Source organism: Bradyrhizobium sp. AUGA SZCCT0177 (genome assembly GCF_018130125.1).
GTDB lineage: Bacteria > Pseudomonadota > Alphaproteobacteria > Rhizobiales > Xanthobacteraceae > Bradyrhizobium.
Map to the genome: position 1 here is coordinate 1 of NZ_JAFCMA010000028.1, position 26,539 is coordinate 26,539.

The window sequence follows — 26,539 nt, forward strand, 5'->3', positions numbered from 1 at the left end:
AGCTAACGCTTCCGAGGGGCGACGGTGGCAATAGAGGCCGTCTCACCGGGGAGAGCGCGTCATAAGCCGTAAAGCCATTGCGCAGGGAATGTCGGATGCTCTCCGCTGCCCTGTATGCTCGTGTGCACCATCTTGTTGCACAATCGCACACGAGACCGCGGGTGCAGCGCGCATCCGGCATTCCCTGCGCCCTCTGAAATTTTGGGGGCGAAGAATTTGAAAGCCTCGGGCGCAATGCGTCGCGAGAATGCGAAACTATATCCACGTCGTCCCGGCGAAGGCCGGGACCCATACGCCGCGGCCTATCGGTTAGAGCGCCGGCGTTAGTGACCTTCGACAGCAACGACCGCCGCGGCGTATGGGTCCCGGCTCAAGGCCGGGACGACGAATCCCTAAAATTCTATCGATCCCGATCAATCAACATTCACGATACGTCTTAAGCCACAAGGAACTCCTTATCCGGTAGCTTGGCGGACGGTCATCACCGCAAGGCCCTGGGGTCCTATGACAGCATTAACCAACAAGACTCCGTCCAAGCGCCGGCTGCTGCTGGCGTCGGATCGGAGCGATCAAAGCAGCGAACTGGCCGGCATTCTGCAGTCGGTCGGCCAAGTGGACATGATCGCCACGACGGATATTCCCGACGCGCCGGCGCGCGATCTCTCCGGCATCGTGGTCGACATCAATTTGCGCTCGGCCGAGAGCGTGCAGATGGTGCGCAACAAGCTGCGCACCGAAGCCTATCGCGAAATGCCGCGGCTGTTCGTGCTGGCGGACGCGCTGCATCACGGGTCGATGCAGGCCTGGGCGCTCGGCGCCACCGACACCATCGCGCGCCCGTTCGACGCGCAGGGCATCCTGCAGCGCATCCGGGCGGCCTTTCCGGACGACAGTTCATACAACGAGACCGACCGCGGCAAGGCGCTGAACCGGGGCGTCGAAGCCGCGCACGGCGTCATGGTCAGGATTTTCAACGGCATGCGGGCCGGCGAGCCGCTGAAATTCAGCGACATCGTGCAGGCCGAAAACAAGATTCTGAAAGCCATCAAGCACACCTCGCTGCGTGAATGGCTGACGACCGTCGGCTGCCACCACACCGACAGCTATCGGCATTGCCTGTTCGTGACCGGCTTTGCGGTCGCGTTCGCCCAGCATCTCGGCATGCGCGAGGACGACCAGCGCCGTCTCGCCCGCGCCGCGCTGTTGCACGACGTCGGCAAGGCGTTCATCCCGGTCGCGATCCTCGACAAGCCGGATCCGCTGACGCCGGAGGAAATGGAAGAGATGCGCCAGCACCCGCGGCGCGGCTATGACGCGCTGGCGGCGCAAGGTGGTTTTCCGCCGGAAATGCTCGACGTGGTGCTGCACCACCATGAATTCCTCGACGGCACCGGCTATCCCGACGGCCTCTCCGGCAAGGAGATCAGCGACATCGTGCGCCTGACGACCATCGTGGACATCTACGCCGCCCTCGTCGAGAAACGCGCCTACCGGCTGCAGTTCACCCACGTCAAGGCGTTCGGGGTGATGGAAGAGATGGGCGACAAGCTCGATCAGCACCTGCTGCAGGCCTTCCGCCCGATCGCGTTCGGTTATGGGTGAGAGCCCGTCATTCCGGGGCGATGCGCAGCATCGAACTACGGTGCGCAATTGCGCACCTGAGAATCTCGAGATTCCCCGGTGCGCAATTGCGCACCTGAGGTCTGGTCCTTCGGACCATCCCGGAATGACGTGCTAAGGCGCACGTTACTCCAGCAACTTCCGCAATTCCGCCTTCGCCACCTTCTCCAGCGTCGAGCGCGGCATCTCGTCGACGAAGATGATCTCGCGCGGCACCTTGAAATCGGCCAGCGCATTGCGACAGGCCGCCATCACGGCATCATGCAGATCGGCCGGCGCGGCCGCGACGCCCGCCAGCGGAATGATGAACACGACCGGCACCTCGTCCAGCATCGGATGATTCTTCGCCACCACCGCGGCCTCGCGCACTCCGGGCACCAGCGCGACCACCTGCTCGATCTCGGAGGCCGCGACGTTCTCGCCGCCGACCTTCAGCATGTCCTTGGCGCGGTCGCCGAACTTGATGAAGCCGTTGTCCAGCAGCGTGACGCGGTCGCCGGTGATGAAATAGCCGTGCTCGTCGAAGCTCTCGCGCGTCGCCTTGTCGTTGTGCAGATACTCTGAGAACAGCGACAGGCCGGGAATGCCCTTGATCAGGGGATTGCCGGTGTCGCCGACTTCGGTCGGCCGGCCGTCGTCACCGGTGATGCGGATCTCGTATTCCGGCGCCGCGCGGCCGATCGACATCGGCGTGTTGGGCTGATCGACCTCGCCGACGATGCCGTGGGTGATGGTCTCGGTCATGCCCCACCAGCCGATGGTCTTGACGCCGAAGGCGGCGAAAGGCGGCGGATCGTTCACCGCCGTGCCCCAGAGCCGGAATTTGTGATGCTTCGGAATCTCGTGCTCCAGCAGCGCCTTCAAGCAGAACGGGATCGTCGAGGTCCAGGTGCAGCCATGTTCCAGCGCGACGTTCCAGAACCGGCTCGCGGAAAACCGCGGCTGGATCACGCAGGACGCGCCGACCCACAGCGTTGCGAGCATCGAATAGGCCAGCGCGTTGGTATGGAACAGCGGCAGATAGGTCTGGTGCACGTCGCCCTGATGCAAGTCCTCATGGGCGGCGTTGATCTTGCCGCCCCACAGCGCGTTGGCATGCGTCCACAGCACCGCCTTCGGGCGCGACGTGGTGCCGGAGGTATATTGCACGCTGCAGGGCGCAAACGGGTCGGTGGCGCGGCGCGGCCGGTCCGTGCTGTCGGCGAACAACGATTCGAAACTATCGCCGCGCGGCGCGCCTTTGCCTTGCGCGGGCACGGCGCCGGCGTCATGCGAGATCACGGCGATCCAGCGCAGGTCGCGGCAATGGGCCGAAATCAATTCGGCATAGGCCGGCTGGGTGATCGCGGCGACCGCGCCGCAATGGCCGGCGAAATATTCCATTTCGGCAGCGGCCGAGCGGGTGTTGGTGGTGACGGCGATGGCGCCGAGCTCGACGCAGGCGAACCACGCCAGCATCGCCTCGATGCAATTGTCGAGATGAACAAGCACATATTCGCCGGGCTTGATGCCGCGTTTGACGAGGCCCGCCGCGAGCGCGCCGACGCGTTCGTGAAATTCGCCGTAGGACCAGCTCCGCGCCGGGGCCTCGAACGGCGCCCAGATCAGGAACGGATGGTTGCGGCGGCTCTCGGCCCGCATCCGCAGCAGCCATGGCACGTCGAGGCCTGCGAATGGTCCGACGACGCCCGGCACGGCCTGTGAAATAGACATATCTTCTCCCCGGTGCAGCTTCGACCGCTGCCTTGGTTATTGCTTGGGAGCAGTTCTGCCATTGGATGGCGGGATGATCAAATCGTAGAAGCTCGTCATGCCCAGGCTTGTCCCGGGCATCCACGTCTTCACGGTATGGCGGCGAGAAAAGACGTGGATGGCCGGGTCAAGCCCGGCCATGACGGAAAAGCAAAACGCCTTACGTCACATCCCCCTCATACGACGAAATCTCAATCAAACTCCCGTCCGGATCCCGGCAATAGACCGAGCGCAGCGTGCCGCGCGCGCCCTGCTTGGCGACCGGGCCTTCCTCGATCGCGACGCCGTTGGCCTTAAGGTGCGCGACCACCTGGTCCGGCGTGCTCGCGGTCAGGAAGCACAGATCGTCGCTGCCGGCGGTCTCATGATCGGCCGTGAACCATTCGACCTTGTCGGCATCGCGCGGCCGCACGTTGATCTTCTGGTTCCCGAACACCAGCGACGTCCGCGGCGTTTTGCCCGGACCCGGATCGAACACCTTGATCTCCATGCCGAGGATGTTCCGGTACCACTCGGCGGAACGCGCCACGTCGGAGACATTGATCACGAGATGATCGAGCGCATTCACCTTGACGGACATGCCTAATCCTTTGGTCGCGCCTGTGGGCGTTGCGTCGCACTGGTCGCATGGATGTTTGTTTGTTACAACGCGGCCCTTGTTCAGTTCAATAGAAACGGCCCGGGTGAACCCGGGCCCCAGGGAGAATAACTCATGATTTCACGCCGTACCGCGATCTGCCTGACGGCCATCGGCCTTTCGATGGCCGCTTCGATCGGCACTGCCTTGGCGGCGGATTATCCGACGCGGCCGGTCAAGTGGGTGGTCGGATATCCGCCCGGCGGCGCCACCGACATCATTGCGCGCCTGCTCGGCCAGCGGCTGTCGGAGCGGCTTGGCCAGCAATTCGTGATCGAAAACAAGCCCGGCGCCGGCAACAACATCGCCACCGAATCGGTGATCAACGCCGAACCGGACGGCTACACGCTTCTGCTGGTCAATCCGGCGAACTACATCAACGCATCGCTGTACGCCAACCTGAAATTCAACGTCGTTCGCGACATCGCGCCGGTCGCGGCGTTCAATCGCGTGCCGAACGTGATGACGGTCAACAATAACGTTCCGGCGAAGACGGTTGCCGAGTTCATCGCCTATGTGAAGGCCAACCCCGGCAAGGTGAACCTGGCGTCATCGGGCAACGGCACCTCGGTGCATCTGTCCGGTGAAATGTTCATGATGATGGCGGGCACCAAGATGCAGCACGTGCCCTACCGCGGTGCCGCGCCCGCGATCACCGATCTGCTCGGCGGCCAGGTCCAAGTGATTTTCGACAACATGCCCTCGATCCTGCAGCACATCCGTGCCGGTTCGCTGCGCGCGCTGGCGGTGACCTCGACGGTACGGTCCGAGCTTCTGCCCGACGTGCCGGTCCTCGCCGACACCATTCCGGGCTACGAGGCGAGCGCGCTGTTCGGCATGGGGGCTCCGAAGAACACGCCCAAGGAGATCATCGAGAAGCTGAACAAGGAAGTGAACGCGGTGCTGGCGGAGCCTGCGATCAAGGCGAAGCTGGTCGATCTCGGTGGTGAGCCGCTGATCGGGCCGCCCGAAGCGTTCGGCAAGATGATCGTGGAAGAAACCGAGAAGTGGAAGAAAGTGATCGACAGCGCCAATATCGAGAAGGTGCAGTAAAGCACCTCTCGGGAACCTTCTCCGGGTCGCGAGGTTTTGAACCTGAGGCGACCCGGCGATGCGGTATATTTACCGTGGAGGAGGATTCGATCATGCGCAACGCGAAGCTGGCCATGTTGGTTTTGCTGGCGACTGGAACGGCCACGGTGGCTGGCCCGACGCCGGCCGCCGCTTACGATTACCCCTATTGTGTTCAGGGCCGGGGCGTCGGCATTCCCGGCGACTGTTCTTACCAGACCTATCAGCAGTGCATGGCCTCGGCCTCCGGCCGCGGCGTTTATTGCAACGTCAATCCGCGCGCGGCGTTGAACCAGCAGCCGCGGCGCGGCCGGGTCTATCGGGATTACTGATCAGGAAAATCAGCAGCAGGCGCTTGACGCCTGATCTTTTGCGCATATACTAAACCATATGGTTAAGTATCAAGAAGATGTCCTGGACCGTACCTTCGCAGCCCTCGCCGATCCGACGAGGCGCGCGCTGGTGGCGCGGCTCGGCGACCGCGAAAGCCTATCCGTGAGCGAACTGGCGCAGCCCTTTGCGATGTCGCTGCCCGCGATCATGAAGCATCTCGACGTGTTGTCGGATGCCGGCCTGATCGCGCGCGAGAAAACCGGCCGCACCGTGGCGTGCCGATTGACCGCCAAGCCTATGGAGCAGGCGATGGACTGGTTGAACCGCTACCAGCGCTTCTGGTCCGACAATCTCGACCGACTTGCAGCTTTTGTGGAGGAAGACCCATGGCCACCCAGTCAAGCATCCAGCCGGATTCCCGCCGCGACACCGGTCTCGCAACCAGCCCAAGCCTCACCCTCAAACGTCGTATCAGTGCGACGCCGGCGAAAATCTACGCCGCGTGGACCGACCCGGAAAAACTAGCGGCGTGGTTCGGGCCCTCGAAGGTCAGGGAAGGTTCGGTGCAGGCGGAGACCGATCTGCGCGTCGGCGGCCGCTACCGCATCAGCTTCCATGCCACCGACGGCGAGTATTTTCAGGCCGGCGGCGTTTATCGCGAAATCGTGCCGAACGAGCTGCTGGTGATGAGCTGGGCCTGGCATTCGACACCGGAACGCGAATCGCAGCTCACCATCACGTTGAAACCGGACGGTGCCGGCACGCTGCTGACGCTGCATCACGAGCAGTTCTTCAACGAGGCCGCGCGCGACGGCCATGAGAAGGGCTGGACCGAATTGCTCGGCAAGCTCGAACAATTTGTCAGCTGAACGATCAACACAGGAGCCGCCTATGCAGCCGCATATCGTCGTCTCGCGCGAAGCGTGGATCGCCGCGCGCAAAGCCCATCTTGCGCATGAGAAGGAACTGACCCAGGCGCGCGAGCGCCTGAGCGAGGAGCGTCGCGCGTTGCCCTGGGTCAAGGTCGATAAGGATTATTTGTTCGACGGACCCGGCGGCCGGATGACGCTGGCCGACCTGTTCAAGGGACGCAGCCAGCTCGTGGTGCAGCATTTCATGTTCGCCCCGGACTGGAACGAAGGTTGCAAGCACTGCTCGTTCTGGGCCGACGGATTTGAGCGCATCATTCCGCATCTTGCCGCGCGCGACACCACGCTGGTCGCGATTTCGCGCGCGCCGGTCGAAAAGCTAGCCACGTTCAAGGCGCGGATGGGCTGGACCTTCGACTGGCTGTCGTCGGGGAACAACGATTTCAACTACGATTATGAGGTGTCGTTCACGCCGGAGGCGCTCAAGTCAGGCGACAACAGGTATAATTTCGGCACCACCCGCTTCGGCACCGAGGAAGCACCCGGCATCAGCGTGTTCTATCGCGACGAGGCCGGGAACATCTTCCACACCTATTCCTGTTTCGCGCGTGGCCTCGACATGATGAACGCCGCCTATCATTATCTCGACCTGACGCCGCTCGGTCGTCACGAGGAGGGTCTGCCATATCCGATGGATTGGGTGCGGCTACGTGACCAATACACACCGGCGCCGGTTCAGGCATCCTGCTGCCACTCCTAACAGAAGTCGTCGCTTGCGCTCCTTGCAATGACGCGAACAAACAGAGGGAACAAAACCCATGGCCTATGTCGACGGATTCATCGTCGCAGTTCCAAAGAAGAACATCGCGGCCTATCGCAAGATGTCCACCAAGGCCGGCAAGGTCTGGCGCGAATACGGTGCGCTGGATTACTGCGAATGGGTTGCGGACGACGTCAAGGTCGGCAAGCTCACCTCGTTTCCGCGCAGCGTCAAGCAGAAGCCGGGCGAGACCGTGGTGTTCGCCTGGATCACCTACAAGTCGCGCGCGCAGCGCGACAAGATCAATGCCAAGGTGATGGCGGACCCCAGACTCAATTCGATGGGCGACATGAAGTCGATGCCGTTCGACCCCAAGCGGATGATCTACGGTGGGTTCACAAGCCTGGTAAAGGTCTGAAGCCGCCGTCGGCCGTCGCGCATGCACAAGTCGATGATTTAACCACGCAATCGCGGGCTTCGCGCATCCCCCTTGCATCTACTTTGTAATCCGGTATACTTTGCAATACAAAGTAAGGGTGATCGATGCGCGACCTCGACAAGGCGTTGGCCGATATCCTGGCGATCCGCAGCCAGATTGCGGCCGGCACCGCGTTTCGCGGCTATGGTCCGGCAACGGTTGCCGCCACCAGCGGCATCGCTCTGCTTACCGCGATCCTGCAATTCCTCTGGCTCAACGATCCGACCGGGCAGCCGGTCATTTTCTTTGCCGGTTGGGCGGCCGCCGCGCTGTTTTCCGGCGCGCTGATCTGGATCGAGATGCTGGCGCGCTCGCGCCGGCACCATTCGGGCCTCGCCGACGCCATGATCCAGCAGGCGTTCGAGCAATTTCTCCCGCCCGGCGTCGCCGGCCTGCTGCTGGGGATCATGCTGTGGAAGTTCGCGCCCGAAACGCTGTGGATGCTGCCGGGGCTGTGTCAGGTGCTGGTCAGCCTTGGCGTGTTCGCCTCGGTGCGCACACTGCCGCGCAGCATCGCCTTCGGTGGTGCCTGGTATTTCGTGTCGGGCTTTACGGTCCTCCTGCTCGCCAGCCAAAACCATCTGCTGTCGCCCTGGATGATGGGCGTGCCATTCGCGGTCGGGCAGCTCCTGATGGCCGCACTGCTGCATTTTGCGTCCGGAGAGAATGATGCCGAAGACTGAACCCAACAACGCGCCGTTCTCCTATGACGGGCTCGATCGCGTGATCCACGAGAAGGCGCGGCTCGGGCTCCTGACCTCGCTGATGGCTCATCCCAAGGGATTGGCCTTCGCCGACCTCAAGCAACTCTGCGGCCTCACCGACGGCAATCTCAGCCGGCATCTGCAGGTTCTGCAGGAGGCAGGCCTGGTCGAGGTCACCAAAGGTTACGAAGGCAACCGTCCCCACACCACCTGCCGCCTGACCAAGAGCGGCCGCCGCCGTTTCCTCGATTATCTTGCCGTGCTGGAGCGTCTGGTGCGCGACGCCGCCAAGGCCGCCGGCAAGGAAGACACCGCCATCGCCCGGCTCGGCATCCTGCCGGTCTGACCGCCATCCCCTTTTTTTAATCGGAGACTTTGTGATGCAAAGTAATCTCTCGCCCAAACTTGGAGACACGCCCGACGCGCGGCTGCATGTCGGCATCATCATGGATGGCAATGGCCGATGGGCGACGCGGCGCGGGATGTCGCGGTTGCGCGGCCACGAGGCCGGCGTCGAAGCGATCCGGCGCGTGGTCGAGGCCGCGCCAGGGCAGGGCGTCGGTGCGCTGACGCTGTATGCTTTCTCCAGCGATAATTGGCGTCGGCCGAAGACCGAAGTCTCTGCGCTAATGGCGCTCTTGCGATTCTATCTCGCCAACGAGGTCGAGGCGCTGGTCCGCAACGGCGTTCGTCTCACCGTGATCGGACGCCGCGATCGCATTCCCGAAGGCATCGCCCATGCCATCACCCACGCGGAGGCGGCTACCGCCGCCGGCGACGCGCTGCATCTGCGCATCGCGATCGATTACTCGGCCCGCGACGCCATCCTCAACGCCGCAACGCGCGCGGCGGGCATTGTCGATCTCACCCGCGAAAGGCTTGCCGAACTCATCACCGGCGAAAAAAACCTTCGCGACGTCGACCTCATCATCCGCACCAGCGGAGAAAAGCGGTTGTCGGACTTTCTGCTCTGGGAAGGCGCCTACGCCGAGCTGCACTTCACCGAACGGATGTGGCCGGAATTCGAGGCGCAGGATCTTGCCGAAGCCCTCGGCGCGTTCCATCGCCGCGAGCGCCGCTTCGGCGGTCTGCAGGCGATCGCACCGGAAGAGGTACCGAGCCTCTAGACTCTTGTCTTGACGCGTTTTCTTCACGCGAACCGGTGTCCACTTCGCTCGAAAACGCTCTAGTACCTCACCAAGCGCCGGCCGGGGGGCCGGGCTTTTCCACGCATGCGGGGACGAACGATGACGCCAACAAAGCGGAGCGACGTCCATGCGCATTCTTCTGATCAACGTGCCACACTCTTCGATCGGCAGCCGGATCCCCGATGACCATTTGCCGCCGCTCGGCCTGCTGTCGATCGGCGGCCCCCTGATCGACGACGGCCACGAGGTTCGCCTCATTGATGGCGAGTTCGGCCCGATGCCGGTACGATCAATCAAAGCCGAGGCGCTGGCATTCGCGCCGGACGCCGTGCTGTTCGGCCATTCCGGCTCGACCTCGGGCCATCCCGTCATCGCCGAGATCGCGCAGGCAATCGTGCGCGCCATGCCCGATGTTCTGATCGTCTATGGCGGCGTGTTCCCGACCTATCATTGGCGCGAGGTCCTGCGCGAGGAGCCCTATGTCACCGCGATCGTGCGCGGCGAGGGCGAGGAGACCGCACGGCGACTGATGCGCGCGCTCGAATTTGGCCACGAGCTCGGCAATGTCGCGGGCATCGCCTTCCGCGACGGCAACGATGTCAGCGCCACTCAGCCCGCGCCCGTGATCCGCGATCTCGATGCCTACCGGGTCGGCTGGGAACTGATCGATCACGCGCGTTACAGCTACTGGGGCGGCCTGCGCGCCGTGGTGGTGCAGTTTTCGCGAGGCTGTCCGCATCTGTGCAATTATTGCGGCCAGCGCGGCTTCTGGACCCGCTGGCGCCACCGCGATCCCGTCCGATTCGCAGCTGAGCTGGCGCGCCTGCATCGCGAGCACGGCGTCAAGGTGATCAATTTCGCCGACGAGAATCCAACGGTATCGAAGAAGGCCTGGCGCGCCTTTCTCGAGGCGCTGATCGCGGAGAATGTCGATCTGATCCTGGTCGGCTCGACCCGCGCCGACGACATCGTTCGCGACGCCGATATTTTGCACCTATACAAAAAGGCGGGCTGGCAGCGCTTCCTTCTCGGCATGGAGAACACCGACGAGAAGACGCTCGAACTGATTCGCAAGGGCGCCACCACCACCACCGACCGGGAAGCGATCCGCTTGATGCGCCAGCACGGCATCCTGTCGATGGCGACATGGGTGGTCGGCTTCGAGGAGGAGACCGATCGCGATCATTGGCGCGGGTTGCGGCAGCTGTTGTCGTACGATCCCGACCAGATCCAGATGCTCTATGTCACGCCGCACCGCTGGACGCCGTATTTCCGGCTCGCGGCCGATCGCCGCGTGATCCAGACCGACCGCCGGCGCTGGGATTACAAGCATCAGGTGCTGGCGACGCGCCATATGGCGCCGTGGCGCGTGCTGCTCTGGTTCAAGTTCACCGAAATGGTGCTGCAATGCCGCCCGAAGGCGATCCTGCGCGTCCTGTTTCATCGCGACGCCGGCCTGCGGCACGCGATGCGCTGGTACACGCAGATGGGGCGCCGGGTCTGGCCGCATGAGATTTGGGGATTTCTGCGCGACATCAGGCTGAAGAATGGACCGACGGTGGCGCAATTCTGGGGCACGCCGCAGGACAGCGAGGAGGAATCGATGTCAGCAGCGCGGCCCGAGCGCCGCGTCGGCGTGCGCGAGGCTGCATGAAAGCCCGCGCATGCCGCTCTGCGGAATTGCAGAGGCGGCCGCTTGTGAAAGCAATGCGTAAGCCCTTATCAAGGCTGCGGATAACTGGCCGCGGCTGCTGGACGGGTGCCTTAGCGAGGAAATACTCTCGCCTCCGATCGCACAGAACAAAAAGAACCGTCGCGGTCCGAGGCGTTGGCGTGAGCATACAGGTTGCTATTCTGAAGGTCCTGGCCAGTCACGGCAGCGGCCGGGCCACGCTTGCTTCGCTCAAGCGAGACGTCGTCATTCTCTCCGCCAGCGGCCCGGACTGGGACGCGCGCATCAAACGCTTGGCCCGACGCGTTCCGGCGATTGACATCTTTGGCGCCGGCTATGTGCTGCGTGACGACGAGGGATGGCAAATCACACAAGCGGGCCGCGACTTTCTCGCGGCGCTCGAAGCCGTGAGTCAGGATAACCAGCCCCCTGAAACGCATTTGCCTGCATCGCAGGCGGCCGATGGCGCCGGGCGTCGTCAAGGTGCCCTCATCGTCGTCGGTCACCGTTTCAAAAACCGGATCCGCAGGGATCGCGATCCCGCCCAGCTGCAACGCGATCAGCGCCGGCGTCCGCGACACGATTCAAACGCCTGACCATCGTGGCAATGTGCGGGCGCCGTCAGTCCGTGTTCAGCGTCAGCGTGGCTGCGATGAACAATCCTCGCGCCATCCTGCGCATCAGGACGCCTTCGCCACGATCTGTATCAGCGATGTGACGATCAGGAAGATGCCGGCGATACGGCAGGGCATGCCCCAGCGTTCCTGCCAGGCGATCCATTCGAGATGCTTCGGGCCGGCTGGGACCGGGCGCCAGCCGTAATAGGCCGCGAGGATCCCAGCGGCGAAGGTCATGCAGGCATCGATTGATTGGGCAAGTGCCATCGTACTATCTCCGAACGAGCCTCTTGGTCGGAGACCGTCCGCGACAGGTTCAATGAGTTTGCGGGTTGGCTCGGCGGGGGGGCCGGCAGGTCGGCGACCCGACCCGGGCCTCCCGGGGAAATCCGAAGCCGCGCATAGGTAGTGGCCGGCACGCATTCCATCGTCAGGACGGTCTCGCCTGCGCTTCAAGGTGCCGGCTGTAGCGCGACATGGCAAAGCAGAAGGCAAAATAGATCAGGCTGACGAAGATGTAGACTTCGACGCTGAAGGATTGCCAGGCGGGGTCGATGATCGAGGTCTTGGCGGTCGTCAAGAGATCGAAGATGCCGATGATCAGGACCAGGCTGGTGTCCTTGAAGAAGGCGATGAACGTATTCACCAGCGGCGGGATCACGTGGCGGATCGCTTGCGGCAGGATGATCAGGCCGTTTTTCTTCCAGTAGGACAGCCCGAGCGCGTCGGCAGCGTCGTACTGCCCGCGCGGAACGGCCTGCAGGCCGCCGCGAATGACCTCGGCGAGATAGGCGCCGGCGTAGAGCACGAACGCGATCTGGGCCCTGAGCAGCTTGTCGATATTGACGCCGTCGGGCATGAACAGCGGAAACATCACGCTCGCCATGAAGAGGAGGCTGATCAAGGGGACGCCGCGGATCAACTCGACATAGAGCACGCATAGCGACCGGATCGCGGGCAGTTTAGAGCGGCGCCCCAGCGCGACGAGGATCCCGAGCGGGAAACCGAAAGCCAGCCCGAAGGTCGCGAGGATCAACGTCACCGGGAGACCGCCCCAGCGGTCCTGCGAAACGTAAGTCAGATCGAAGATGCCACCCCACATCAGGACGCCGATCAGCGCCAGCGCGCCGATCCACAGCAGCACGAGCTTGCGGCCCCAGAAGCTGGGGCGGGTTGAAAAATAAAACAGCGCGATGAACGTCAGCGTCGCCAGCGCCGGTCGCCACTGCTCATTGAAGGGATAGGTGCCGAACAGGATGAAGCGATATTTTTCCGGGATGACGGCCCAGCAGGCGCCGATGCCGCGGAGCGCCCGGCAGGGGCCGGTCTGGTCGCCCGAGACGATCCAGATCGCGTTCACATAGCCCCATTGCACGAGGCTGATCAGCGCCTTGCCGAGCACCGCGATCAGCAGCAGCGAGATGATGGACGAGGGGATCGACGCAAACAGATTGGCGCGCAGCCATCCGATGAGGCGGCCGGCCAGGGTCCTGCGGTGTTGCGGCCGTCCGAGCGGCAGCGGATTTTCCGGGGCTGATGCTACCGACGTCATGGGATCATCGCTCCACCAGCGCGATGCGCGCATTGTACCAGTTCATGAACAGGCTGATGCCGAGGCTGATGGTGAGGAACACCAGCATGATCAGCGCAATCGCCTCGATCGCCTGCCCGGTCTGGTTCAAGGTCGTGTTCGCGATCGACACGATGTCCTGGTAACCGACCGCGACCGCGAGCGAGGAATTTTTGGTCAGGTTCAGATACTGGCTGGTCATCGGCGGGATGATGACGCGCAGCGCCTGTGGCAGCACGATGTGGCGCAGCATGAAGCTGCGGCGCAGGCCAAGCGCCTTTGCCGCATCCCATTGGCCCACATGGACGGCCTGGATGCCGCTGCGCACGATTTCTGCAATAAAGGCCGAGGTATAGGTGACGAGCGCGATCAGCAGCGCGAAATATTCCGGCGCCAGCGTCAAGCCGCCGACGAAATTGAAGCCGCGGAGTTCAGGGAACGTGACGGTCCAGGATGCAGCGAGTGTCCATGACAGCAGCGCTGGCAGCCCGACCACCAGCAGCAGCGCGTAGGGCCAGAGAGGGCGTGTCCGGCCGTCGGCCATCTGCTGCGCGATCAGCCGTCGCCGCAGGAAATACGATGCGATCAGCCCAAGCGTCGCGGCGCCGATGACCCAGAGGTTTGCCCCCTCGATCGGAACCGACGGCAACACTAGCCCCCGGTTGGAAAGAAAGACACCGTCGACCGGCTTCCAGGCGGTGCGCGCCGCTGGAAGGCCCTGCATCAGGACGTACCAGAACAATAATTGCAGCAGCAGCGGGACGTCGCGCAGCACCTCGACGTAAACCCCCGCCAGCCGCGACAGCAGCCAGTTCGAGGACAGCCGGGCAATGCCGATCAATGTTCCGAGCACCGTCGCCAGCACGATGCCGATCACAGCGACCCGCAGCGTATTGACGATGCCGGCGAGGAAGGCGCGCGCGTAGGCATCCTTCGGGCTGTAGGCGATCCAACTGTCGGCAATCGGCATTCCCGCCTCACGGCCGAGAAAAGCAAATCCGGTCGAGATGCGGCGGACCGAGAGGTTGTGCAGTGCGTTCGACCACAGCCAGCCGACGCCGGCGATCACAATCCCCACCACCAATAGCTGCCACAACAATCCGTTCAGGCGCCGCCTGTCCTGCAGAAAGCGCCACAGCGCGCGGCGCGGCGATCGGGGCGTCGATACCGTCACGGCATAAGAATCCTTATTGCAGCAGCGATCTTCGGCTATGCGCCGGGTACGTTTCATATGTTGCACTAAATCGTAAAACATGCAACATATGTTTCATGGCCCAACCGCAACTGAAACCTTCCCCGCTGAATGAGCTGTGCAGCGCCTTGCCGTCATTGCCGGCGCGGCTGCAGCAGGTCGGACGCTTCGTCGCGGCCAATGATTATGACGCCACGACGCGTTCGATGCGCGATCTGGCCTCCGAGGCGGGCGCCGATCCTGCCGCCTTCACCCGGCTCGCAAAAGCGCTCGGCTATTCCGGATGGGACGGCCTGCGCGCCGCCTTGACCGAGGCGCGGCGGCCGGAATCGCCGTCACCGTTTTCGGGCCGCGCCAAGGGGCGCCGCCCCGGGCCGAACTCTGATGTATCGTTGATCGCCGACAAGCTGGAAGCCGAAGCGGCAGGTCTTGCGCGCATCGATATCGGGTCTATCGCAGGTGCCGCGCGCGCGTTGCACACGGCGCAACGGATCTGGATTGCCGGCTTCCGAAGCTGCCGCAGCGTAGCCGAGCTGCTCAACTATCAGCTTCGTCTGTTCCGGCCGCACGAGGTGCAGCTGGTCGGCGGCTCCGGCCCTGAAGATCTCGATCTCGGCGCTTTCCGCAAAGGCGATGCGGTCGTCGTTGTCGGCTTTGCACCCTATTCCACCGCGAGCGTGCTGTCGGCGCGCGCGGCGCATCAGTCCGGCGCCACGCTGATCGCGATTGCCGACACCATGTCGGCGCCGATGGCGGAGGGGGCCGAGCATCCGTTGCTGTTCGAAGCGGCGGCGTCGCCGGGATTCTTTCCAAGCCTGACCGGAGCGATCGCCATTGCGCAGTCGCTTGCCGCGGTCACGTTCGCGCTGGGCGGCGCGGCCGCGAAGCGCCGGCTGGAGGAAACCGAAATCCGCCTCGCCGCGATGTCGCAATATGTTGCCGAGAAGGGTTGAAAGCCATGGCCGGTCAAAAGAGCCGCGTGCTTCATCGTAGTTTGCGTGAGACCCCACCCAAGGCCATTGGCGGCGAAGGCATGTGGCTGATCGCCGAAGACGGACGCCGGATTCTGGATGCGTCCGGCGGTGCTGCGGTCTCATGCCTTGGTCATCAACATCCGCGCGTGCTCGAGGCGATGTCCCGTCAGGCCTCGAAGCTTGCTTACGCCCATACGGGTTTCTTCTCCTCCGAGCCGGCGGAGGCGCTGGCCGAGCATCTGGTCGGCGAGGAGCCCGGCGGTCTGGCCTATGCGTACTTCGTCAGTGGCGGATCGGAAGCGATCGAAGCCGGCATCAAGCTGGCGCGGCAATATTTCATCGAGCGCGGCGAGCCGCAGCGCCAGCGCTTCATCGCCCGCCGGCAGAGCTATCACGGCAATACGCTGGGCGCGCTTGCGGCGGGCGGGAACGCCTGGCGGCGCCAACCTTATGCGCCGCTGCTCTCGGATGCCTTCAGCCATGTAACGCCGGCTTTCGCCTATCATGAAAAGCGCGACAATGAATCCGAGCCGGATTTTGTGGCGCGGCTGGTGGCCGAACTGGAGGCCGAATTCCAGCGTCTCGGCCCCGACACGGTGGCCGCGTTCGTTGCCGAACCGGTGGTAGGCGCCACCGCCGGATGCGTGCCGGCGCCGGAGGGATATTTCCGCGCCGTCCGCGACATCTGCAACCGGCACGGCGCGCTGCTCATTCTCGACGAGGTGATGTGCGGCATGGGGCGTACCGGCACGCTGCATGCGTGGGAGCAGGAAGGCATCGCGCCCGACATCCAGGCCGTCGCCAAGGGATTGGGCGGCGGCTATCAGCCGATCGGCGCCATGCTCGCGAGCGGGGCGCTCATCGATACCATCCGGCAGGGCTCGGGTGCGTTCCAGCACGGCCATACCTATCTCGCGCATCCGATGGCCTGTGCCGCGGCGCTCGGGGTGCAGCAGCTGATCAGCGAGGAGCGATTGCTCGACAGGGTGAAAGTCCTTGGCGCGCATCTCGAGCATCGACTGACCGAGCGCTTCGGCAATCACCGGCATGTCGGCGACATCCGCGGGCGTGGCCTGTTCCAGGCCATCGAGCTGGTGGCCGATCGCGCCACGCGCACGCCGTTCGATCCCGCGCTCAAGCTCAATCAGCGGATCAAGGCCGCGGCGTTCGAGGGCGGGCTGGCCTGCTACCCGGCAGGCGGGACCATGGACGGCCGCAGCGGCGATCATGTTCTGCTCGCGCCGCCCTACATCGCAGCGACTGAAGATATCGACATGATCGTCGACAGATTGGGCCACGCCGTCGACAGCGCATTGAAGTCTGTTGGTCATTAGGAGGAGCAGAGATGAAGAGAATTGTCATCGCGACAGGTTTGCTCGCTATTTCGTTTACGGCCGCGCCGGCGGCCACGCTGGACACGGTCAAGCAACGCGGCGCGCTGGTGTGCGGCGTCAGCGCCGGCTTCGCCGGTTTCTCCACGCCGGACTCCCAGGGCAATTATAAAGGCCTCGATGTCGACTACTGCCGTGCGCTCGCCGCGGGCGTGCTCGGTGATCCCAGCAAGGTTCGCTACGTCGCGCTGACCGCGCAGAACCGGTTCACCGCCCTGCAATCCGGCGAAATCGACGTGCTCTATCGCAATTCCACGCAGACTTATCTGCGCGGTGCCACGCTCGGCCTGCGGCAGGGGCCGATCAATTTCTACGACGGGCAGGGTTTTCTCGTGAAGCGCGACAGCGGCGTCAAGGAGCTGAAGGATCTGAAGGGCGCCACGGTTTGCGTCGCACAGGGCACCACCCATGAGGTGACGCTCGGCGATTACGGCCGCTCCAACGGCATCGACTGGATGCCGCTGGTGTTCGATCGCACCGATACGATGTACCAGACCTTCTTCGGCGGCCGCTGCGATGTCATGACCCAGGACGCTTCGGCGCTGGCGGGTGCGGTGACGACGGCGGCGCCGAATCCCGCCGACTATGTCGTGCTGCCGCAGACGATCAGCAAGGAGCCGCTCGGCCCGTTCACGCGCAACGGCGACGAAGCATGGTCGGACATTATCACCTGGCTTCATTATGGCCTCGTCGAAGCGGAAGAACTCGGCGTGACATCAGCCAATGCCGACGAAATGGCGAAGTCGGGCGCGCCGGCGACGCAGCGCCTGCTCGGCACCGCCGGCGACCTTGGATCGCGGCTCGGCCTCGACAACAAGTGGATGCTGCAGGCGATTAAGGCGGGCGGCAATTATGCCGAAATCTTCGAACGCAACGTCGGCAAGGCAAGCCCGATGAAGCTCGATCGCGGCTTGAACGCAACCTGGAACAAAGGCGGGCTGATGTACGCCCTCCCGTTCAAGTGAAGTATTGCCTTTGAGGCAAGTATTGCCGTTCAAGAGAAGTCTGTCTCTTTAGGTAAGGCATGGCGGCGCACCGGGTTGACACGGATCGCGCCGCCGTCACACTGATCGGCATGCGCATCACCCTCATCCACGCCCTGAAACACTCGATCGTGCCGATCGAGGCCTCATTTGCAAAACTTTGGCCTGACGCTCGGCTGATGAATTTGCTGGACGACAGCCTGTCGGCCGATCTGGCGCGTGATGGCGGGCTCACCGAGGCCATGACCGAGCGCTTCCTGCAACTTGGGCGCTACGCGGCGGGCACTGGTTCGGACGCGATCCTGTTCACCTGTTCCGCCTTCGGTCCGTGCATCGAAGCGGTGGCGCGCGCGCAAGCGCCGATGCCGGTGCTCAAGCCCAACGAGGCGATGATCGAGCAGGCCGTCACCAGGGGCCGCAAAATCGGCCTGCTGTCCTCGTTCCCGCCGACGCTGGTGTCGATGCCGCGGGAATTTCCGGCTTCGATCGAGCTGGTGCCGAAACTGGCTGATGGCGCCATGGCCGCCCTCGACCGCGGCGATCGCGCCACGCATGATCGTCTGGTGGTGGAGGCGTCCTGGGACCTGCGTGGTTGCGACCTGATCGCGCTGGCCCAATACAGCATGGCGCCCGCCGCCGAGATGGTCGCGCAAGCCTCAGGCCGCCCGGTCGTCACCACGCCTGACAGCGCGGTGCTGAAGCTGAAGGAAATGCTGCGCGGCTAGCCGCGCTCAGGCCTTTTTCTTTGCCGCTTTCTTCTGGGTCTTCTTCGCGGCCTTTGCAGGCTGCTTCTCAACCTTCTTCTCGGCCTTCGTCTCAGTTTTCTTGGCGAGCTTCATCGCCGCGATCTCTTCCGCGGCGTTCTTGACCGCCCGCGCGTAGCTGTCGGCGGCGTTGTCGGCGGAGTTCTGCAGCCGTTTCGCCGCCGCCGTGCCATGGAGCATCGCGCTCTGGGCGAGCAGCTTGAACCGCGCCTTGGCTTCCTTGTCCTTGGCCGAGGCGGCCTTGGCCATAAACAGGCCCTGCCGCTTTTTGGCGGCGACCATCAGGCTCTTGTTCTGTGCTTTGGCGAGTTGCCGGATTACGGCGTCTAGATCAGCTTCAGCCATTCCGGATCACTCATCACTCCGCTACGTGACCCCCGGGGAAACACGGTATTGGGGGTGCACTTTATTGGCGCACCCGACACGATTCGAACGTGTGACCTTTGCCTTCGGAGGGCAACGCTCTATCCAGCTGAGCTACGGGTGCAGTGGGGCTTCATTTAGCCGATTGGTCTGGCATCGGCAACGGCCTTTGGGGCACCTTGAGGCGCCCGGCAATACGAAGGTGGCAGGACGGCGGGCCTCATCCCCGTCAAAAATCTGATCCGTTCTGCCGGATTGGTGCTAGTCTTGGTTTGTTGATCTTCTCGACCATCGATGGGGACGTCCGATGTATAAGAAGGTTCTTCTGGCCTATGACGGGTCTGTTGAGGGCCGGCGCGCCCTGCGGGAGGGCGCCAAGCTCGCGCAAATGTGCCGTGCCGAGGTCTTCCTGCTGGCGGTTGTCGAGGTTTCCTCGATCATGACGCCGGAGGCCGGGCTCACCATTCCGATCGAACTGCAAACCGAAGACTACAAGGCGATCCTGGCCGAAGGCACGGAGCGGCTGAAGGCGGTGGGCTTTACGCCGACCTCGCGGCTGGAGGTGGGAGATGCCGGGCAAAAGATCGCGGAAGTGGCCGAGGAAATCGGCGCGCATCTCGTGGTCGTCGGGCATCGCCCGCAAGGGCCGCTGGCGCGGTGGTTCGGTTCCGTCGGCAGCTATCTGGTCAAGCGGCTGCGCTGCAGCGTGCTGGTCGCCCAGACCGAGATCAGCGACGATGAATTCGAGCGGCTGAAGCCGCCGGCCGAGACGGCAGCCTAGGCTCAGTTTTGCACCGCGCCGGATCGATCGAAGAGATCGTTACGCCGGAACGATGATCTTGCCGATCGGCCATAGCGCGATGCCGGCGAGTTTGAGGTGTGCCCAGGCGAAGGGAATGCCGATGATGGTCACGGCCAGCACGATCGCCGTGACGACATGCGCGAGCGCCAGCCACCATCCCGCCAGCACCAGCCAGATGATGTTGCCGACGACGCCGAGCGGCCCGGTGCCGATATCCTCCTCACCGGTATAGAGGTCGCGCGACACCGCCCTGAACCCGAACGGAAACAGCGTGTAGGCCGCGATATTGAACGCCGCCCGTGCCCAGGGCAGGCCGATGATGGTGATGGCCATGATCACGGCGGCCACCAGCCAGCCGAATGCCATCCACGCGCCGCCAAGCACGATCCAGACAATATTCAGAAGTAGCGAGACCGGTGACATGGCCCATCTCTACCGTGCCGGGGACGCCATTGAAACTCAAAAAGCCCGCTGCGGCAGGAATTGGCTTGTGCGCGTCGGCATCCGGAACTCGATTGCCGCAGGCCGTTCAGGCGCTAAACTGCTTTCCAATACGATCCGAACAACAGGCGTCCTTTAGGGAGAAGCGTCGATGCGTCCGCTCGAATTCGGCTGGTATCTGCCCACGCATGGCGACACCACGGCCTATGGGCTGATGGAGGCGCAGGTCGCAGGTTCCCCTGAACTCTGTGATCGCGTGGTGCAGGCGGCGGAAGCGGCCGGATTCGAATATTTGCTGATACCGGTGGGCTCGGTGTGCTGGGAGGCATGGATCACGGGCGCGTTCATGGCGGCGCGGTCGCGGACGATCAAGCCGCTGATTGCAGCAAGGCCCGGCTACATCAATCCGGTGCTGCTGGCCAAGATGATCTCGACCTTCGACCAGATGTCGGGCGGCCGCATCTGCATCAATCTGATTGCCGGCCAGAACGAGAGCGAGGTCGAAGGCGAGGGCGTGCGTTACGCCAAGGAGGAGCGCTACGCGCTGATGGAGGAGGAGGTCTCGATCCTCAAGGCGCTGTGGACCACGCGCGGCCCGGTGACGTTCGAAGGCAAGTTCCACAAACTGTCGGGCGCGCATATCAGGCCGCGTCCCTTGCAGCAGCCATTTCCAAAATTCTATCTCGGCGGCGGCTCGCGCCAGGCCTGGGAATTGTCGGCGAAACATTCCGACGTGCATCTGTTCTGGGGCGACCTGCCGGAACGGATCGCCGGAAACATCGCCGAGATCAAGCAGATGGCCCGTGCCCATGACCGCGAGAACGACATCGGATTCGGCATGCGGCTGCAGGTGATCTGCCGTGAAAACGAAGCGGACGCCTGGGAGGCCGCCGATCAGCTGGTGCGTCACGCCACCGACCGGCAGAAGCAGGAGATGAAGACGCTCTACAACAAGTCAGAGGCGAACCTGCGCGTGCAGCAGCTTGCCCGCGACCATGGCGACCTGCTGCTGCCGCATCTATGGACCGGCATCACCAAGGTTCGCCCGGGTGCCGGCATCGCCGTCGTCGGCAATCCCGCGCAATGCGCGGATACGCTGCAGCAATTCATCGATGCTGGCTGCCATTCGTTCTGCCTGTCCGGCTATTTGCACGACGAGGAGGCCGAGCGTTTCGGCCGGATGATCCGCCCCATCCTCGCCGAGAACAATCGGGGTCGCTGGGCTGCGTAGGGCCGCGCGGGTCGACATCGCGGGTCAGGCCGAGGCGAGCGCGGCTTCGCTGCCAACGCCGATCAACCGCCGCACCTCGGCAGCCGGCTTGGGGGCACTGAACAGGTAGCCCTGCATCTGGGTGCAGCCGAGCCTCTTCAGCAAGGCCTTCTGCTGTTCGGTTTCGACGCCCTCGGCGGTCGTGATCATGTTGCGCGAAGTCGCAATGTTCACCACCGCCTGCACGATCGTCTCCGAGCCGTCGACCTCGATGTCGCTGACGAAGCAGCGGTCGATCTTGATCTTGTCGAACGGGAAGCGCTTCAGATAGCTCAGCGAGGAGAAGCCGGTGCCGAAATCGTCGAGCGCGATGCGCACGCCGATGGCGCGGAGCTGATGCAGGATCGCCAGCGCGGTCTCGTCGTCATGGATCAGGACCGCCTCGGTGATTTCGATTTCCAGCCGATCTGGCGGCAGGCGGGAGGTGGCAAGTGCGCCCATGATCCGAAGTGCGAGTGTCTGGGATCTCAACTGGACTGGCGAGACGTTGACGGCGAGTCGCACATGGGCCGGCCAGCTGGCGGCCTCGATGCACGCCGTCTGCAGCACCCAATCGCCGAGCTCGTTGATCAGGCCGATATCTTCCGCCAGCGGGATGAATTCCGCCGGCGAGACCATGCCGCGTCCGGGGTGGCGCCAGCGCAGCAGCGCCTCGCAGCCCACCACCTCGTTGCTGCCGAGGTCGAGCAGCGGCTGATAGTGAATTTCGAAACCGCGATCGACCATCGCCTGCCGCAGGTCCTGCTCCATGGTCAGCCGCGCCTTGGCGCGGGCATCCATGACCGGCTCGAAGAAACGATGGGTGCGGCGGCCTTCGGCCTTGGCGCCGTACATCGCCAGATCGGCGCTCTTGATCAGCTGGTCGAGATCGGTGCCGTCCTGCGGCGCCAGCGCGATGCCGATGCTGGCGTCGGTCGAGAGTTGATGGCCGAGGCAATGATGGGGTTGCCGGATCGCCTCCTGGATCCGCGTCACGAATTCGACGACGTCGTCGCGGTCGCCGGCCGCGGTCTGGATTACGGCGAATTCGTCGCCGCCGAGCCGCGCAATCAGATCGGTCGGCTTGAGGCAGTCCTTGATACGGGAGGCGACGGCCTTCAACAGTTCGTCGCCGACATGATGCCCGAGCGAGTCGTTGATGCCCTTGAATTCGTCGATATCGATATAGAGCAGCGCGAATTGTTCGCCGCCGACGGCCTTCTGCAACTCGCGCTCGATCTGTTCGCGGAACAACACCCGGTTCGGCAAGTCGGTCAGCGCGTCGTAATGCGCGAGATGGGCGATCTTTTCATCGGCGCGGCGACGCTCGGTAACATCCTCGACGACATGGACGATGTAGCTGGGCTCGCCGGCCTGATTGCGAATTCCGAGCCGTCTGGAGGTGATGTAGCGACGGCCCATCGCCTGGGTTTCCCAGAGATGCTCGTCCTTGAACAGGCCGTCGGCGGATCGCAGCGCCTTGTCGTCGTCGGCCGTGACGATCTCGGCGGATGCTTGCGGAAATATGTCGAAGGCGGTTTTGCCGATGATGCTGTCGCGGGAAATGCCGAATTGAGTTTCGGCCACGCGGTTGGCCAGAAGGTAGCGGCGATCCCGGGCGCCCTTCACGGTGATCTGCGAGGGGATGTGATCGATGATCTGGCTCAGGAAAGCATGGTTGCGGTCGCGTTCCTGCTCGAGTTTGCGACGCTCGGTGACATCTTCGATGGTGGCGATCCAGCAGCCATGCGCCAGCGGCCGGCTGATGGCCAGGAAGCTTCGCCCGTCCGGGCACTGCATCATGCTGTGGTCGGCCTCACCCCGTGCGATATTCCGCAAAACGCCGGAACAGAATTCCTTGACGTCGCCGCTAAAGGCTCCCTTGTCCTTGCGGTGCTGGATCAGGTCGGAGAAATGACAGCCGGGCTTTACGATGTCCGGCGACAGGTTGAACATGTCGATGTAGCGCTGGTTGACGGTGACGATGCACGCGGAGGCGTCGTACATCACCAGGCCCTGGATCATGTTGTTGAGCGCGGTGTCGAGCCGGTGCCGTTGCGATTCCAGCCGTTGCTGCGCCTCTTTGCTCTGCCGGGTCATCTGCCGGATGATGAGGAACAGGATCAACGCGATCGTCGATGCCGACAAGATGGCGGCGCTGACCAGGAACCTGGTCTGGGCCTCCCAATCGGCCAGCGCGGCGGTCATCGAATTGGTCGCGATGACGATGATCGGGAAGCGGCTCAACTGGGCCGCGGACCCGAGCCGTTCCCTGCTGTCGATCGGGCTTTTGACGCGCAGCGTCTGCTGACCGCCCTGCGTCAGGACACGCTGCAGCAGCGGCGCCGATTTGAAATTTTGTCCGACCAGGTGTTCGGCGCGCGGATGTCGCGCCAGCAGGGTGCCGTCGGCGTGAAACATCGAAACGGCGGCGTCCGCTCCGATCGCGACGGAAGCAAAGAACTTCACGTAATTGGAAGGATCGATGCGCCGCGTCATCACGCCGAGAAAGACACCATCTTCGCCGGTCAGCCGATGGGCAACGACCGTGTTCAGACTGCCGCTGACAAGGCTGCGAAGCGCCTCGGTCTGGATCGAAGGTGATTGCGGATTGAATTTGAAGGACTTGAAGTAGGCGCGTTCGGAGATGTTGAGGGCCGGCGTCGGTAACGGCCGCGACCAATTGATGATGTTGCCGTCGGCGTCATAGATCGAAATGTCGCCGAGATAGGACAGGACGCCGGCTTTGGATCTGAGGATTTCGTGAGCTTCCAAACTCGACATCAATTTCCGGAACGCCTGCGGCGAAGCGATGCCGGGAATGTGCAACCGCGCTATCACGTCGGCGGCGATGGTGTCGGAGTCCTCGAATTGCTGGTCGAAGTGACGGGTGAGCAGCAGTACGGTGTTTTGCAATTCGCGTTCGCTGTTAGCCAGCGCGCGCTCGCGGAATTCCGCGACCATCATGATCGTGCCGGCAAAAATCGCCGCAACCAGCAGGGCCCCGCAAACGGTCAGCCACAGCACCGGACCACGGATCGTCGTGCCGAGACGCCGACTGGCCGCCGCGGCTCGGGACACCATGCTTTTCAGGTCGCGAAACAGAACGCGCATTCCCCCTTCTCCCCGGGAACTACATACGATGCGCTCATGTCATAAGCCGTTAGGAAATCCGGTTACCTAAGGTTTAATCCAGCCCTCTAGGCACCGTTTGCGGCCGCACTGCGCGCATGGCCGGCTGCGTGGTGCGCAAGGTGGTATCTGTCTACTTTTACAACTTTCGGGATTGGGGTCGGCGGGGGCGATGCGCGGACGCTAAGCTGCCTCAGCGGCGATAGCCGCTGGCGCGGGAAAAGGCCGGGCGGGTTTCCTGTGCCGGGCGGCTCGACAGGCTGGCGCGCGTTTCGCTGGCGAGCGGTGCGGCCGGCCTGAGATCTTCCAGGAAGATCGGCTTGGAGAAGTAATAGCCCTGCGCATAGCGGATCTTGGTCGCGGCCTGCAGATAGGCCAGTTCCTCGAAGGTTTCGAGGCCTTCGGCGATCACGGTCATGCCGAGCGCTTCGCTCAGCGATTCGATCGCCCGCAAAATGCCCTGGCTGCGCGGCCGCAGATGGATGTCGGTGATGAAGGAACGATCGATCTTGATTTCGTCGGCGGTGATGTCGGCCAGCGCCGACAGCGACGAATAGCCGATGCCGAAATCGTCGATCGAGATGCCGACGCCGAGCTTGCGGAAGATCGGCAGGATTTCATCCTGGAAATGCGTCTTGGTGACGAAAGCGTCTTCGGTCACCTCGATCATGAAGCGCTTCGGAAATCCGGTCGCCTCCAGCGCCTGCGCGAACGGCCGCATGAATTCGGGATTGCCGGCCTGCTTGGCCGCGACGTTGATGCTGATCGTGGTATCGGGACCGAAGGTCTCGTTGATCAGGTCGATCGACTTGACGATCTCCGCCAGCACCAGATGGGTCAGTTCGTCGATCAACCCCAGTTCGACGGCGAGCTTGATGAAGGTGCCGGGGGCCTGAATCACGCCCTCATCGTCCCTGAGCCGCACCAGCGCTTCGATGCCCTTGACGGCCTTGGTGCGGATGTCGACCTTGGTCTGGAACGCACAGCAGAAGCGCTTTTCCAGGATTGCCAGCCGCAGCGATTGTTCGACCTTCATCCGCGCCAGCGCCTCGCGTTCCATGCTGGAGTCGAAGAACGCTGCCCCGCCCTTGGCTCCGTTCTTGACGCGGTACATCGCGATATCGGCATTTTGGCGCAGCGTGTCGTAGGTCTTGCCGTGCTCGGGATAAAGGCTGACGCCGATCGACGTCGAAGCGAATATCTCCGATTCGTCGATGAAGAACGGCGCCTTCAGCCGTTGCAGCATGAAATGGATGTATTCGGCGACTTCGCTCTCGCTTTGGACCGGATTGAGCAGCAGCATGAACTCGTCGCCGCTGATCCGCGATAGGATGTCGGATTCGCGCAAATCCATGCCCAGCCGCTTGGCCATTTCGACCAGCAAGGCGTCGCCGATCGCGTGGCCGTAATAGTCGTTGATGTGCTTGAAATTATCGACGTCGAGAAACGCGAGCGCGAAGTGGCCGTGGACATTGCCTTGTTGCAAATGGCCTTGTTGCAAATTGCCTTGGGCGCTGTCGCGCGCGAGCAGCGTGTTGACGCGGTGTTCGATCACCCGCCGGGTCGGCAATCCCGTTAGTTCGTCATAATAGGCCGAGCGGAACAACGAATCCTCGAACGCCTTTTGTTCGGTGATATCGGCGGAACTCGAGAGCAGCAAATTGCGTCCGGCGATCTGGATCGGCCGGTGTGAGGTGAGAAATACGTGCTTGGCCGGACCGGAGGTCACGGCCTCTTCCAGTGTGGCCGCGTGGCCGCTGCGGAGCAAATCGAGACAGGTCTCCTGGCGATCGCTCAATTGCGAGGGCGCAGGCGCGGCCGCGGCCATCTGCAGTAACGCCGCGGCGGCGTCGTTCACCAGCAGGAACTCGCCTTGCTCGTCCTGAACCGTCACGCCGGTCGGAAGCAATCTGAGGACATCCCGCAGAATGCTCAATTCGGTACCAAAAGCGCCTTCGTTACCGGCGCCAGTCGCTGCCGCCTGAAGGTCATGTTTATAGGGACTATGCATGCAGCG

The 26,539-nt window shown here is 63.3% G+C and carries 27 protein-coding genes and 1 tRNA gene; 18 read left to right on the plus strand and 10 right to left on the minus strand.

Annotation, left to right across the window (positions count from 1 at the left end):
- Positions 1 to 504: 504 nt before the first annotated feature.
- Positions 505 to 1,602, plus strand: a complete 1,098-nt coding sequence (locus tag JQ597_RS27845) for an HD-GYP domain-containing protein (RefSeq protein ID WP_212268690.1) — start codon at positions 505 to 507, stop codon at positions 1,600 to 1,602.
- 144 nt (positions 1,603 to 1,746) lie between these two features.
- Here JQ597_RS27845 and JQ597_RS27850 read toward each other — a convergent pair whose 3' ends face one another.
- Positions 1,747 to 3,333 (minus strand): AMP-binding protein, encoded by a 1,587-nt coding sequence (locus JQ597_RS27850; RefSeq protein ID WP_212268691.1) that lies wholly within the window; start codon positions 3,331 to 3,333, stop codon positions 1,747 to 1,749.
- Positions 3,334 to 3,532: 199 nt separating this feature from the next.
- Positions 3,533 to 3,952: a VOC family protein gene (locus JQ597_RS27855; RefSeq protein WP_212268692.1), complete on the minus strand. Its 420-nt coding sequence runs from the start codon at positions 3,950 to 3,952 to the stop codon at positions 3,533 to 3,535.
- Positions 3,953 to 4,084: 132 nt separating this feature from the next.
- Between JQ597_RS27855 and JQ597_RS27860 the strand changes: the two genes are divergently transcribed.
- The 11 genes from JQ597_RS27860 to JQ597_RS27910 all read left to right on the plus strand — a co-directional run bounded on the left by JQ597_RS27860 (position 4,085) and on the right by JQ597_RS27910 (position 11,640).
- Positions 4,085 to 5,062, plus strand: coding sequence for a Bug family tripartite tricarboxylate transporter substrate binding protein (locus tag JQ597_RS27860; protein WP_212268693.1), 978 nt, complete (start codon positions 4,085 to 4,087; stop codon positions 5,060 to 5,062).
- Positions 5,063 to 5,154: 92 nt separating this feature from the next.
- Positions 5,155 to 5,412 carry a DUF3551 domain-containing protein gene (locus tag JQ597_RS27865; protein ID WP_212268694.1) on the plus strand — a complete coding sequence of 86 codons (258 nt, stop codon included), beginning with the start codon at positions 5,155 to 5,157 and terminating at the stop codon, positions 5,410 to 5,412.
- Positions 5,413 to 5,470: 58 nt separating this feature from the next.
- A complete protein-coding gene (locus JQ597_RS38345) occupies positions 5,471 to 5,938 on the plus strand; it encodes an ArsR/SmtB family transcription factor (protein ID WP_212268695.1) in 468 nt (155 codons plus the stop codon).
- The gene (locus tag JQ597_RS27875; protein ID WP_212268788.1) at positions 5,905 to 6,282 is read left to right on the plus strand and encodes an SRPBCC family protein; all 378 of its coding nucleotides are present in this window, start codon (positions 5,905 to 5,907) and stop codon (positions 6,280 to 6,282) included. The genes JQ597_RS38345 and JQ597_RS27875 overlap by 34 nt, the downstream gene beginning before the upstream one ends.
- 22 nt (positions 6,283 to 6,304) lie before the next feature.
- Positions 6,305 to 7,042: a DUF899 domain-containing protein gene (locus tag JQ597_RS27880; RefSeq protein ID WP_212268696.1), complete on the plus strand. Its 738-nt coding sequence runs from the start codon at positions 6,305 to 6,307 to the stop codon at positions 7,040 to 7,042.
- 58 nt (positions 7,043 to 7,100) lie between these two features.
- Positions 7,101 to 7,460, plus strand: a complete 360-nt coding sequence (locus JQ597_RS27885; protein ID WP_212268697.1) for a DUF1428 domain-containing protein — start codon at positions 7,101 to 7,103, stop codon at positions 7,458 to 7,460.
- Between the two features lie 125 nt (positions 7,461 to 7,585).
- The gene (locus tag JQ597_RS27890; RefSeq protein WP_212268698.1) at positions 7,586 to 8,203 is read left to right on the plus strand and encodes a hypothetical protein; all 618 of its coding nucleotides are present in this window, start codon (positions 7,586 to 7,588) and stop codon (positions 8,201 to 8,203) included.
- Positions 8,187 to 8,570: a transcriptional regulator gene (locus tag JQ597_RS27895; RefSeq protein WP_409363595.1), complete on the plus strand. Its 384-nt coding sequence runs from the start codon at positions 8,187 to 8,189 to the stop codon at positions 8,568 to 8,570. The genes JQ597_RS27890 and JQ597_RS27895 overlap by 17 nt, the downstream gene beginning before the upstream one ends.
- 34 nt (positions 8,571 to 8,604) lie before the next feature.
- Positions 8,605 to 9,351 carry a di-trans,poly-cis-decaprenylcistransferase gene (locus JQ597_RS27900; RefSeq protein ID WP_212268700.1) on the plus strand — a complete coding sequence of 249 codons (747 nt, stop codon included), beginning with the start codon at positions 8,605 to 8,607 and terminating at the stop codon, positions 9,349 to 9,351.
- A gap of 148 nt (positions 9,352 to 9,499) precedes the next feature.
- A complete protein-coding gene (bchE, locus tag JQ597_RS27905; protein WP_212268701.1) occupies positions 9,500 to 11,026 on the plus strand; it encodes a magnesium-protoporphyrin IX monomethyl ester anaerobic oxidative cyclase in 1,527 nt (508 codons plus the stop codon).
- 179 nt (positions 11,027 to 11,205) lie between these two features.
- Complete coding sequence (locus tag JQ597_RS27910; RefSeq protein ID WP_349628889.1) at positions 11,206 to 11,640, plus strand: aminoacyl-tRNA deacylase; 435 nt, start codon at positions 11,206 to 11,208, stop codon at positions 11,638 to 11,640.
- 84 nt (positions 11,641 to 11,724) lie between these two features.
- On the opposite strand, the gene JQ597_RS27915 is transcribed toward JQ597_RS27910, so the two are convergent.
- The 3 genes from JQ597_RS27915 to JQ597_RS27925 form a co-directional block, all read right to left on the minus strand.
- Positions 11,725 to 11,928, minus strand: a complete 204-nt coding sequence (locus tag JQ597_RS27915; RefSeq protein ID WP_212268702.1) for a hypothetical protein — start codon at positions 11,926 to 11,928, stop codon at positions 11,725 to 11,727.
- 163 nt (positions 11,929 to 12,091) lie between these two features.
- The gene (locus JQ597_RS27920; RefSeq protein WP_212268703.1) at positions 12,092 to 13,213 is read right to left on the minus strand and encodes an amino acid ABC transporter permease; all 1,122 of its coding nucleotides are present in this window, start codon (positions 13,211 to 13,213) and stop codon (positions 12,092 to 12,094) included.
- 4 nt (positions 13,214 to 13,217) lie between these two features.
- On the minus strand, positions 13,218 to 14,405 hold the full coding sequence (locus JQ597_RS27925; protein ID WP_502754664.1) for an amino acid ABC transporter permease: 1,188 nt from the start codon (positions 14,403 to 14,405) through the stop codon (positions 13,218 to 13,220).
- A 95-nt stretch (positions 14,406 to 14,500) separates the two neighbouring features.
- Between JQ597_RS27925 and JQ597_RS27930 the strand changes: the two genes are divergently transcribed.
- From JQ597_RS27930 to JQ597_RS27945, 4 genes are all read left to right on the plus strand, one after another.
- Positions 14,501 to 15,376, plus strand: coding sequence for a MurR/RpiR family transcriptional regulator (locus JQ597_RS27930; RefSeq protein WP_212268705.1), 876 nt, complete (start codon positions 14,501 to 14,503; stop codon positions 15,374 to 15,376).
- Between the two features lie 5 nt (positions 15,377 to 15,381).
- On the plus strand, positions 15,382 to 16,731 hold the full coding sequence (locus JQ597_RS27935) for an aspartate aminotransferase family protein (protein ID WP_212268706.1): 1,350 nt from the start codon (positions 15,382 to 15,384) through the stop codon (positions 16,729 to 16,731).
- An 11-nt stretch (positions 16,732 to 16,742) separates the two neighbouring features.
- On the plus strand, positions 16,743 to 17,753 hold the full coding sequence (locus tag JQ597_RS27940) for an amino acid ABC transporter substrate-binding protein (RefSeq protein WP_212268707.1): 1,011 nt from the start codon (positions 16,743 to 16,745) through the stop codon (positions 17,751 to 17,753).
- Between the two features lie 110 nt (positions 17,754 to 17,863).
- Complete coding sequence (locus tag JQ597_RS27945; RefSeq protein ID WP_212268790.1) at positions 17,864 to 18,496, plus strand: aspartate/glutamate racemase family protein; 633 nt, start codon at positions 17,864 to 17,866, stop codon at positions 18,494 to 18,496.
- Between the two features lie 6 nt (positions 18,497 to 18,502).
- On the opposite strand, the gene JQ597_RS27950 is transcribed toward JQ597_RS27945, so the two are convergent.
- Positions 18,503 to 18,880 carry a hypothetical protein gene (locus JQ597_RS27950; RefSeq protein WP_212268708.1) on the minus strand — a complete coding sequence of 126 codons (378 nt, stop codon included), beginning with the start codon at positions 18,878 to 18,880 and terminating at the stop codon, positions 18,503 to 18,505.
- A 65-nt stretch (positions 18,881 to 18,945) separates the two neighbouring features.
- A tRNA-Arg gene (locus JQ597_RS27955) sits at positions 18,946 to 19,022 on the minus strand.
- Positions 19,023 to 19,205: 183 nt separating this feature from the next.
- Between JQ597_RS27955 and JQ597_RS27960 the strand changes: the two genes are divergently transcribed.
- Entirely contained in the window at positions 19,206 to 19,679 is a 474-nt protein-coding gene (locus JQ597_RS27960) for a universal stress protein (RefSeq protein WP_192736345.1), read from the plus strand.
- Positions 19,680 to 19,718: 39 nt separating this feature from the next.
- On the opposite strand, the gene JQ597_RS27965 is transcribed toward JQ597_RS27960, so the two are convergent.
- On the minus strand, positions 19,719 to 20,123 hold the full coding sequence (locus JQ597_RS27965) for a YccF domain-containing protein (RefSeq protein WP_212268709.1): 405 nt from the start codon (positions 20,121 to 20,123) through the stop codon (positions 19,719 to 19,721).
- Between the two features lie 169 nt (positions 20,124 to 20,292).
- Here JQ597_RS27965 and JQ597_RS27970 point away from each other — a divergent pair, with 169 nt between their 5' ends.
- Positions 20,293 to 21,372, plus strand: coding sequence for an LLM class flavin-dependent oxidoreductase (locus JQ597_RS27970; RefSeq protein WP_212268710.1), 1,080 nt, complete (start codon positions 20,293 to 20,295; stop codon positions 21,370 to 21,372).
- Between the two features lie 24 nt (positions 21,373 to 21,396).
- Here the strand turns inward: JQ597_RS27970 and JQ597_RS27975 are convergent, their stop codons facing one another.
- Positions 21,397 to 24,504 carry a bifunctional diguanylate cyclase/phosphodiesterase gene (locus tag JQ597_RS27975; protein ID WP_212268711.1) on the minus strand — a complete coding sequence of 1,036 codons (3,108 nt, stop codon included), beginning with the start codon at positions 24,502 to 24,504 and terminating at the stop codon, positions 21,397 to 21,399.
- 211 nt (positions 24,505 to 24,715) lie between these two features.
- Complete coding sequence (locus tag JQ597_RS27980) at positions 24,716 to 26,533, minus strand: putative bifunctional diguanylate cyclase/phosphodiesterase (RefSeq protein ID WP_212268712.1); 1,818 nt, start codon at positions 26,531 to 26,533, stop codon at positions 24,716 to 24,718.
- Positions 26,534 to 26,539: the final 6 nt, after the last annotated feature.

Coding starts and splice junctions, on each gene's coding strand:
- JQ597_RS27850 (WP_212268691.1), bottom strand. CDS start 3,333: ATGTCTATTTCACAGGCCGTGCCGGGCGTCGTCGGACCATTCGCAGGC.
- JQ597_RS27880 (WP_212268696.1), top strand. CDS start 6,305: ATGCAGCCGCATATCGTCGTCTCGCGCGAAGCGTGGATCGCCGCGCGC.
- JQ597_RS27900 (WP_212268700.1), top strand. CDS start 8,605: ATGCAAAGTAATCTCTCGCCCAAACTTGGAGACACGCCCGACGCGCGG.
- JQ597_RS27945 (WP_212268790.1), top strand. CDS start 17,864: ATGCGCATCACCCTCATCCACGCCCTGAAACACTCGATCGTGCCGATC.
- JQ597_RS27885 (WP_212268697.1), top strand. CDS start 7,101: ATGGCCTATGTCGACGGATTCATCGTCGCAGTTCCAAAGAAGAACATC.
- JQ597_RS27950 (WP_212268708.1), bottom strand. CDS start 18,880: ATGGCTGAAGCTGATCTAGACGCCGTAATCCGGCAACTCGCCAAAGCA.
- JQ597_RS27920 (WP_212268703.1), bottom strand. CDS start 13,213: ATGACGTCGGTAGCATCAGCCCCGGAAAATCCGCTGCCGCTCGGACGG.
- JQ597_RS38345 (WP_212268695.1), top strand. CDS start 5,471: ATGGTTAAGTATCAAGAAGATGTCCTGGACCGTACCTTCGCAGCCCTC.
- JQ597_RS27975 (WP_212268711.1), bottom strand. CDS start 24,504: ATGCGCGTTCTGTTTCGCGACCTGAAAAGCATGGTGTCCCGAGCCGCG.
- JQ597_RS27930 (WP_212268705.1), top strand. CDS start 14,501: ATGGCCCAACCGCAACTGAAACCTTCCCCGCTGAATGAGCTGTGCAGC.
- JQ597_RS27940 (WP_212268707.1), top strand. CDS start 16,743: ATGAAGAGAATTGTCATCGCGACAGGTTTGCTCGCTATTTCGTTTACG.
- JQ597_RS27965 (WP_212268709.1), bottom strand. CDS start 20,123: ATGTCACCGGTCTCGCTACTTCTGAATATTGTCTGGATCGTGCTTGGC.
- JQ597_RS27865 (WP_212268694.1), top strand. CDS start 5,155: ATGCGCAACGCGAAGCTGGCCATGTTGGTTTTGCTGGCGACTGGAACG.
- bchE (WP_212268701.1), top strand. CDS start 9,500: ATGCGCATTCTTCTGATCAACGTGCCACACTCTTCGATCGGCAGCCGG.
- JQ597_RS27890 (WP_212268698.1), top strand. CDS start 7,586: ATGCGCGACCTCGACAAGGCGTTGGCCGATATCCTGGCGATCCGCAGC.
- JQ597_RS27970 (WP_212268710.1), top strand. CDS start 20,293: ATGCGTCCGCTCGAATTCGGCTGGTATCTGCCCACGCATGGCGACACC.
- JQ597_RS27980 (WP_212268712.1), bottom strand. CDS start 26,533: ATGCATAGTCCCTATAAACATGACCTTCAGGCGGCAGCGACTGGCGCC.
- JQ597_RS27935 (WP_212268706.1), top strand. CDS start 15,382: ATGGCCGGTCAAAAGAGCCGCGTGCTTCATCGTAGTTTGCGTGAGACC.
- JQ597_RS27860 (WP_212268693.1), top strand. CDS start 4,085: ATGATTTCACGCCGTACCGCGATCTGCCTGACGGCCATCGGCCTTTCG.
- JQ597_RS27915 (WP_212268702.1), bottom strand. CDS start 11,928: ATGGCACTTGCCCAATCAATCGATGCCTGCATGACCTTCGCCGCTGGG.
- JQ597_RS27960 (WP_192736345.1), top strand. CDS start 19,206: ATGTATAAGAAGGTTCTTCTGGCCTATGACGGGTCTGTTGAGGGCCGG.
- JQ597_RS27895 (WP_409363595.1), top strand. CDS start 8,187: ATGATGCCGAAGACTGAACCCAACAACGCGCCGTTCTCCTATGACGGG.
- JQ597_RS27845 (WP_212268690.1), top strand. CDS start 505: ATGACAGCATTAACCAACAAGACTCCGTCCAAGCGCCGGCTGCTGCTG.
- JQ597_RS27855 (WP_212268692.1), bottom strand. CDS start 3,952: ATGTCCGTCAAGGTGAATGCGCTCGATCATCTCGTGATCAATGTCTCC.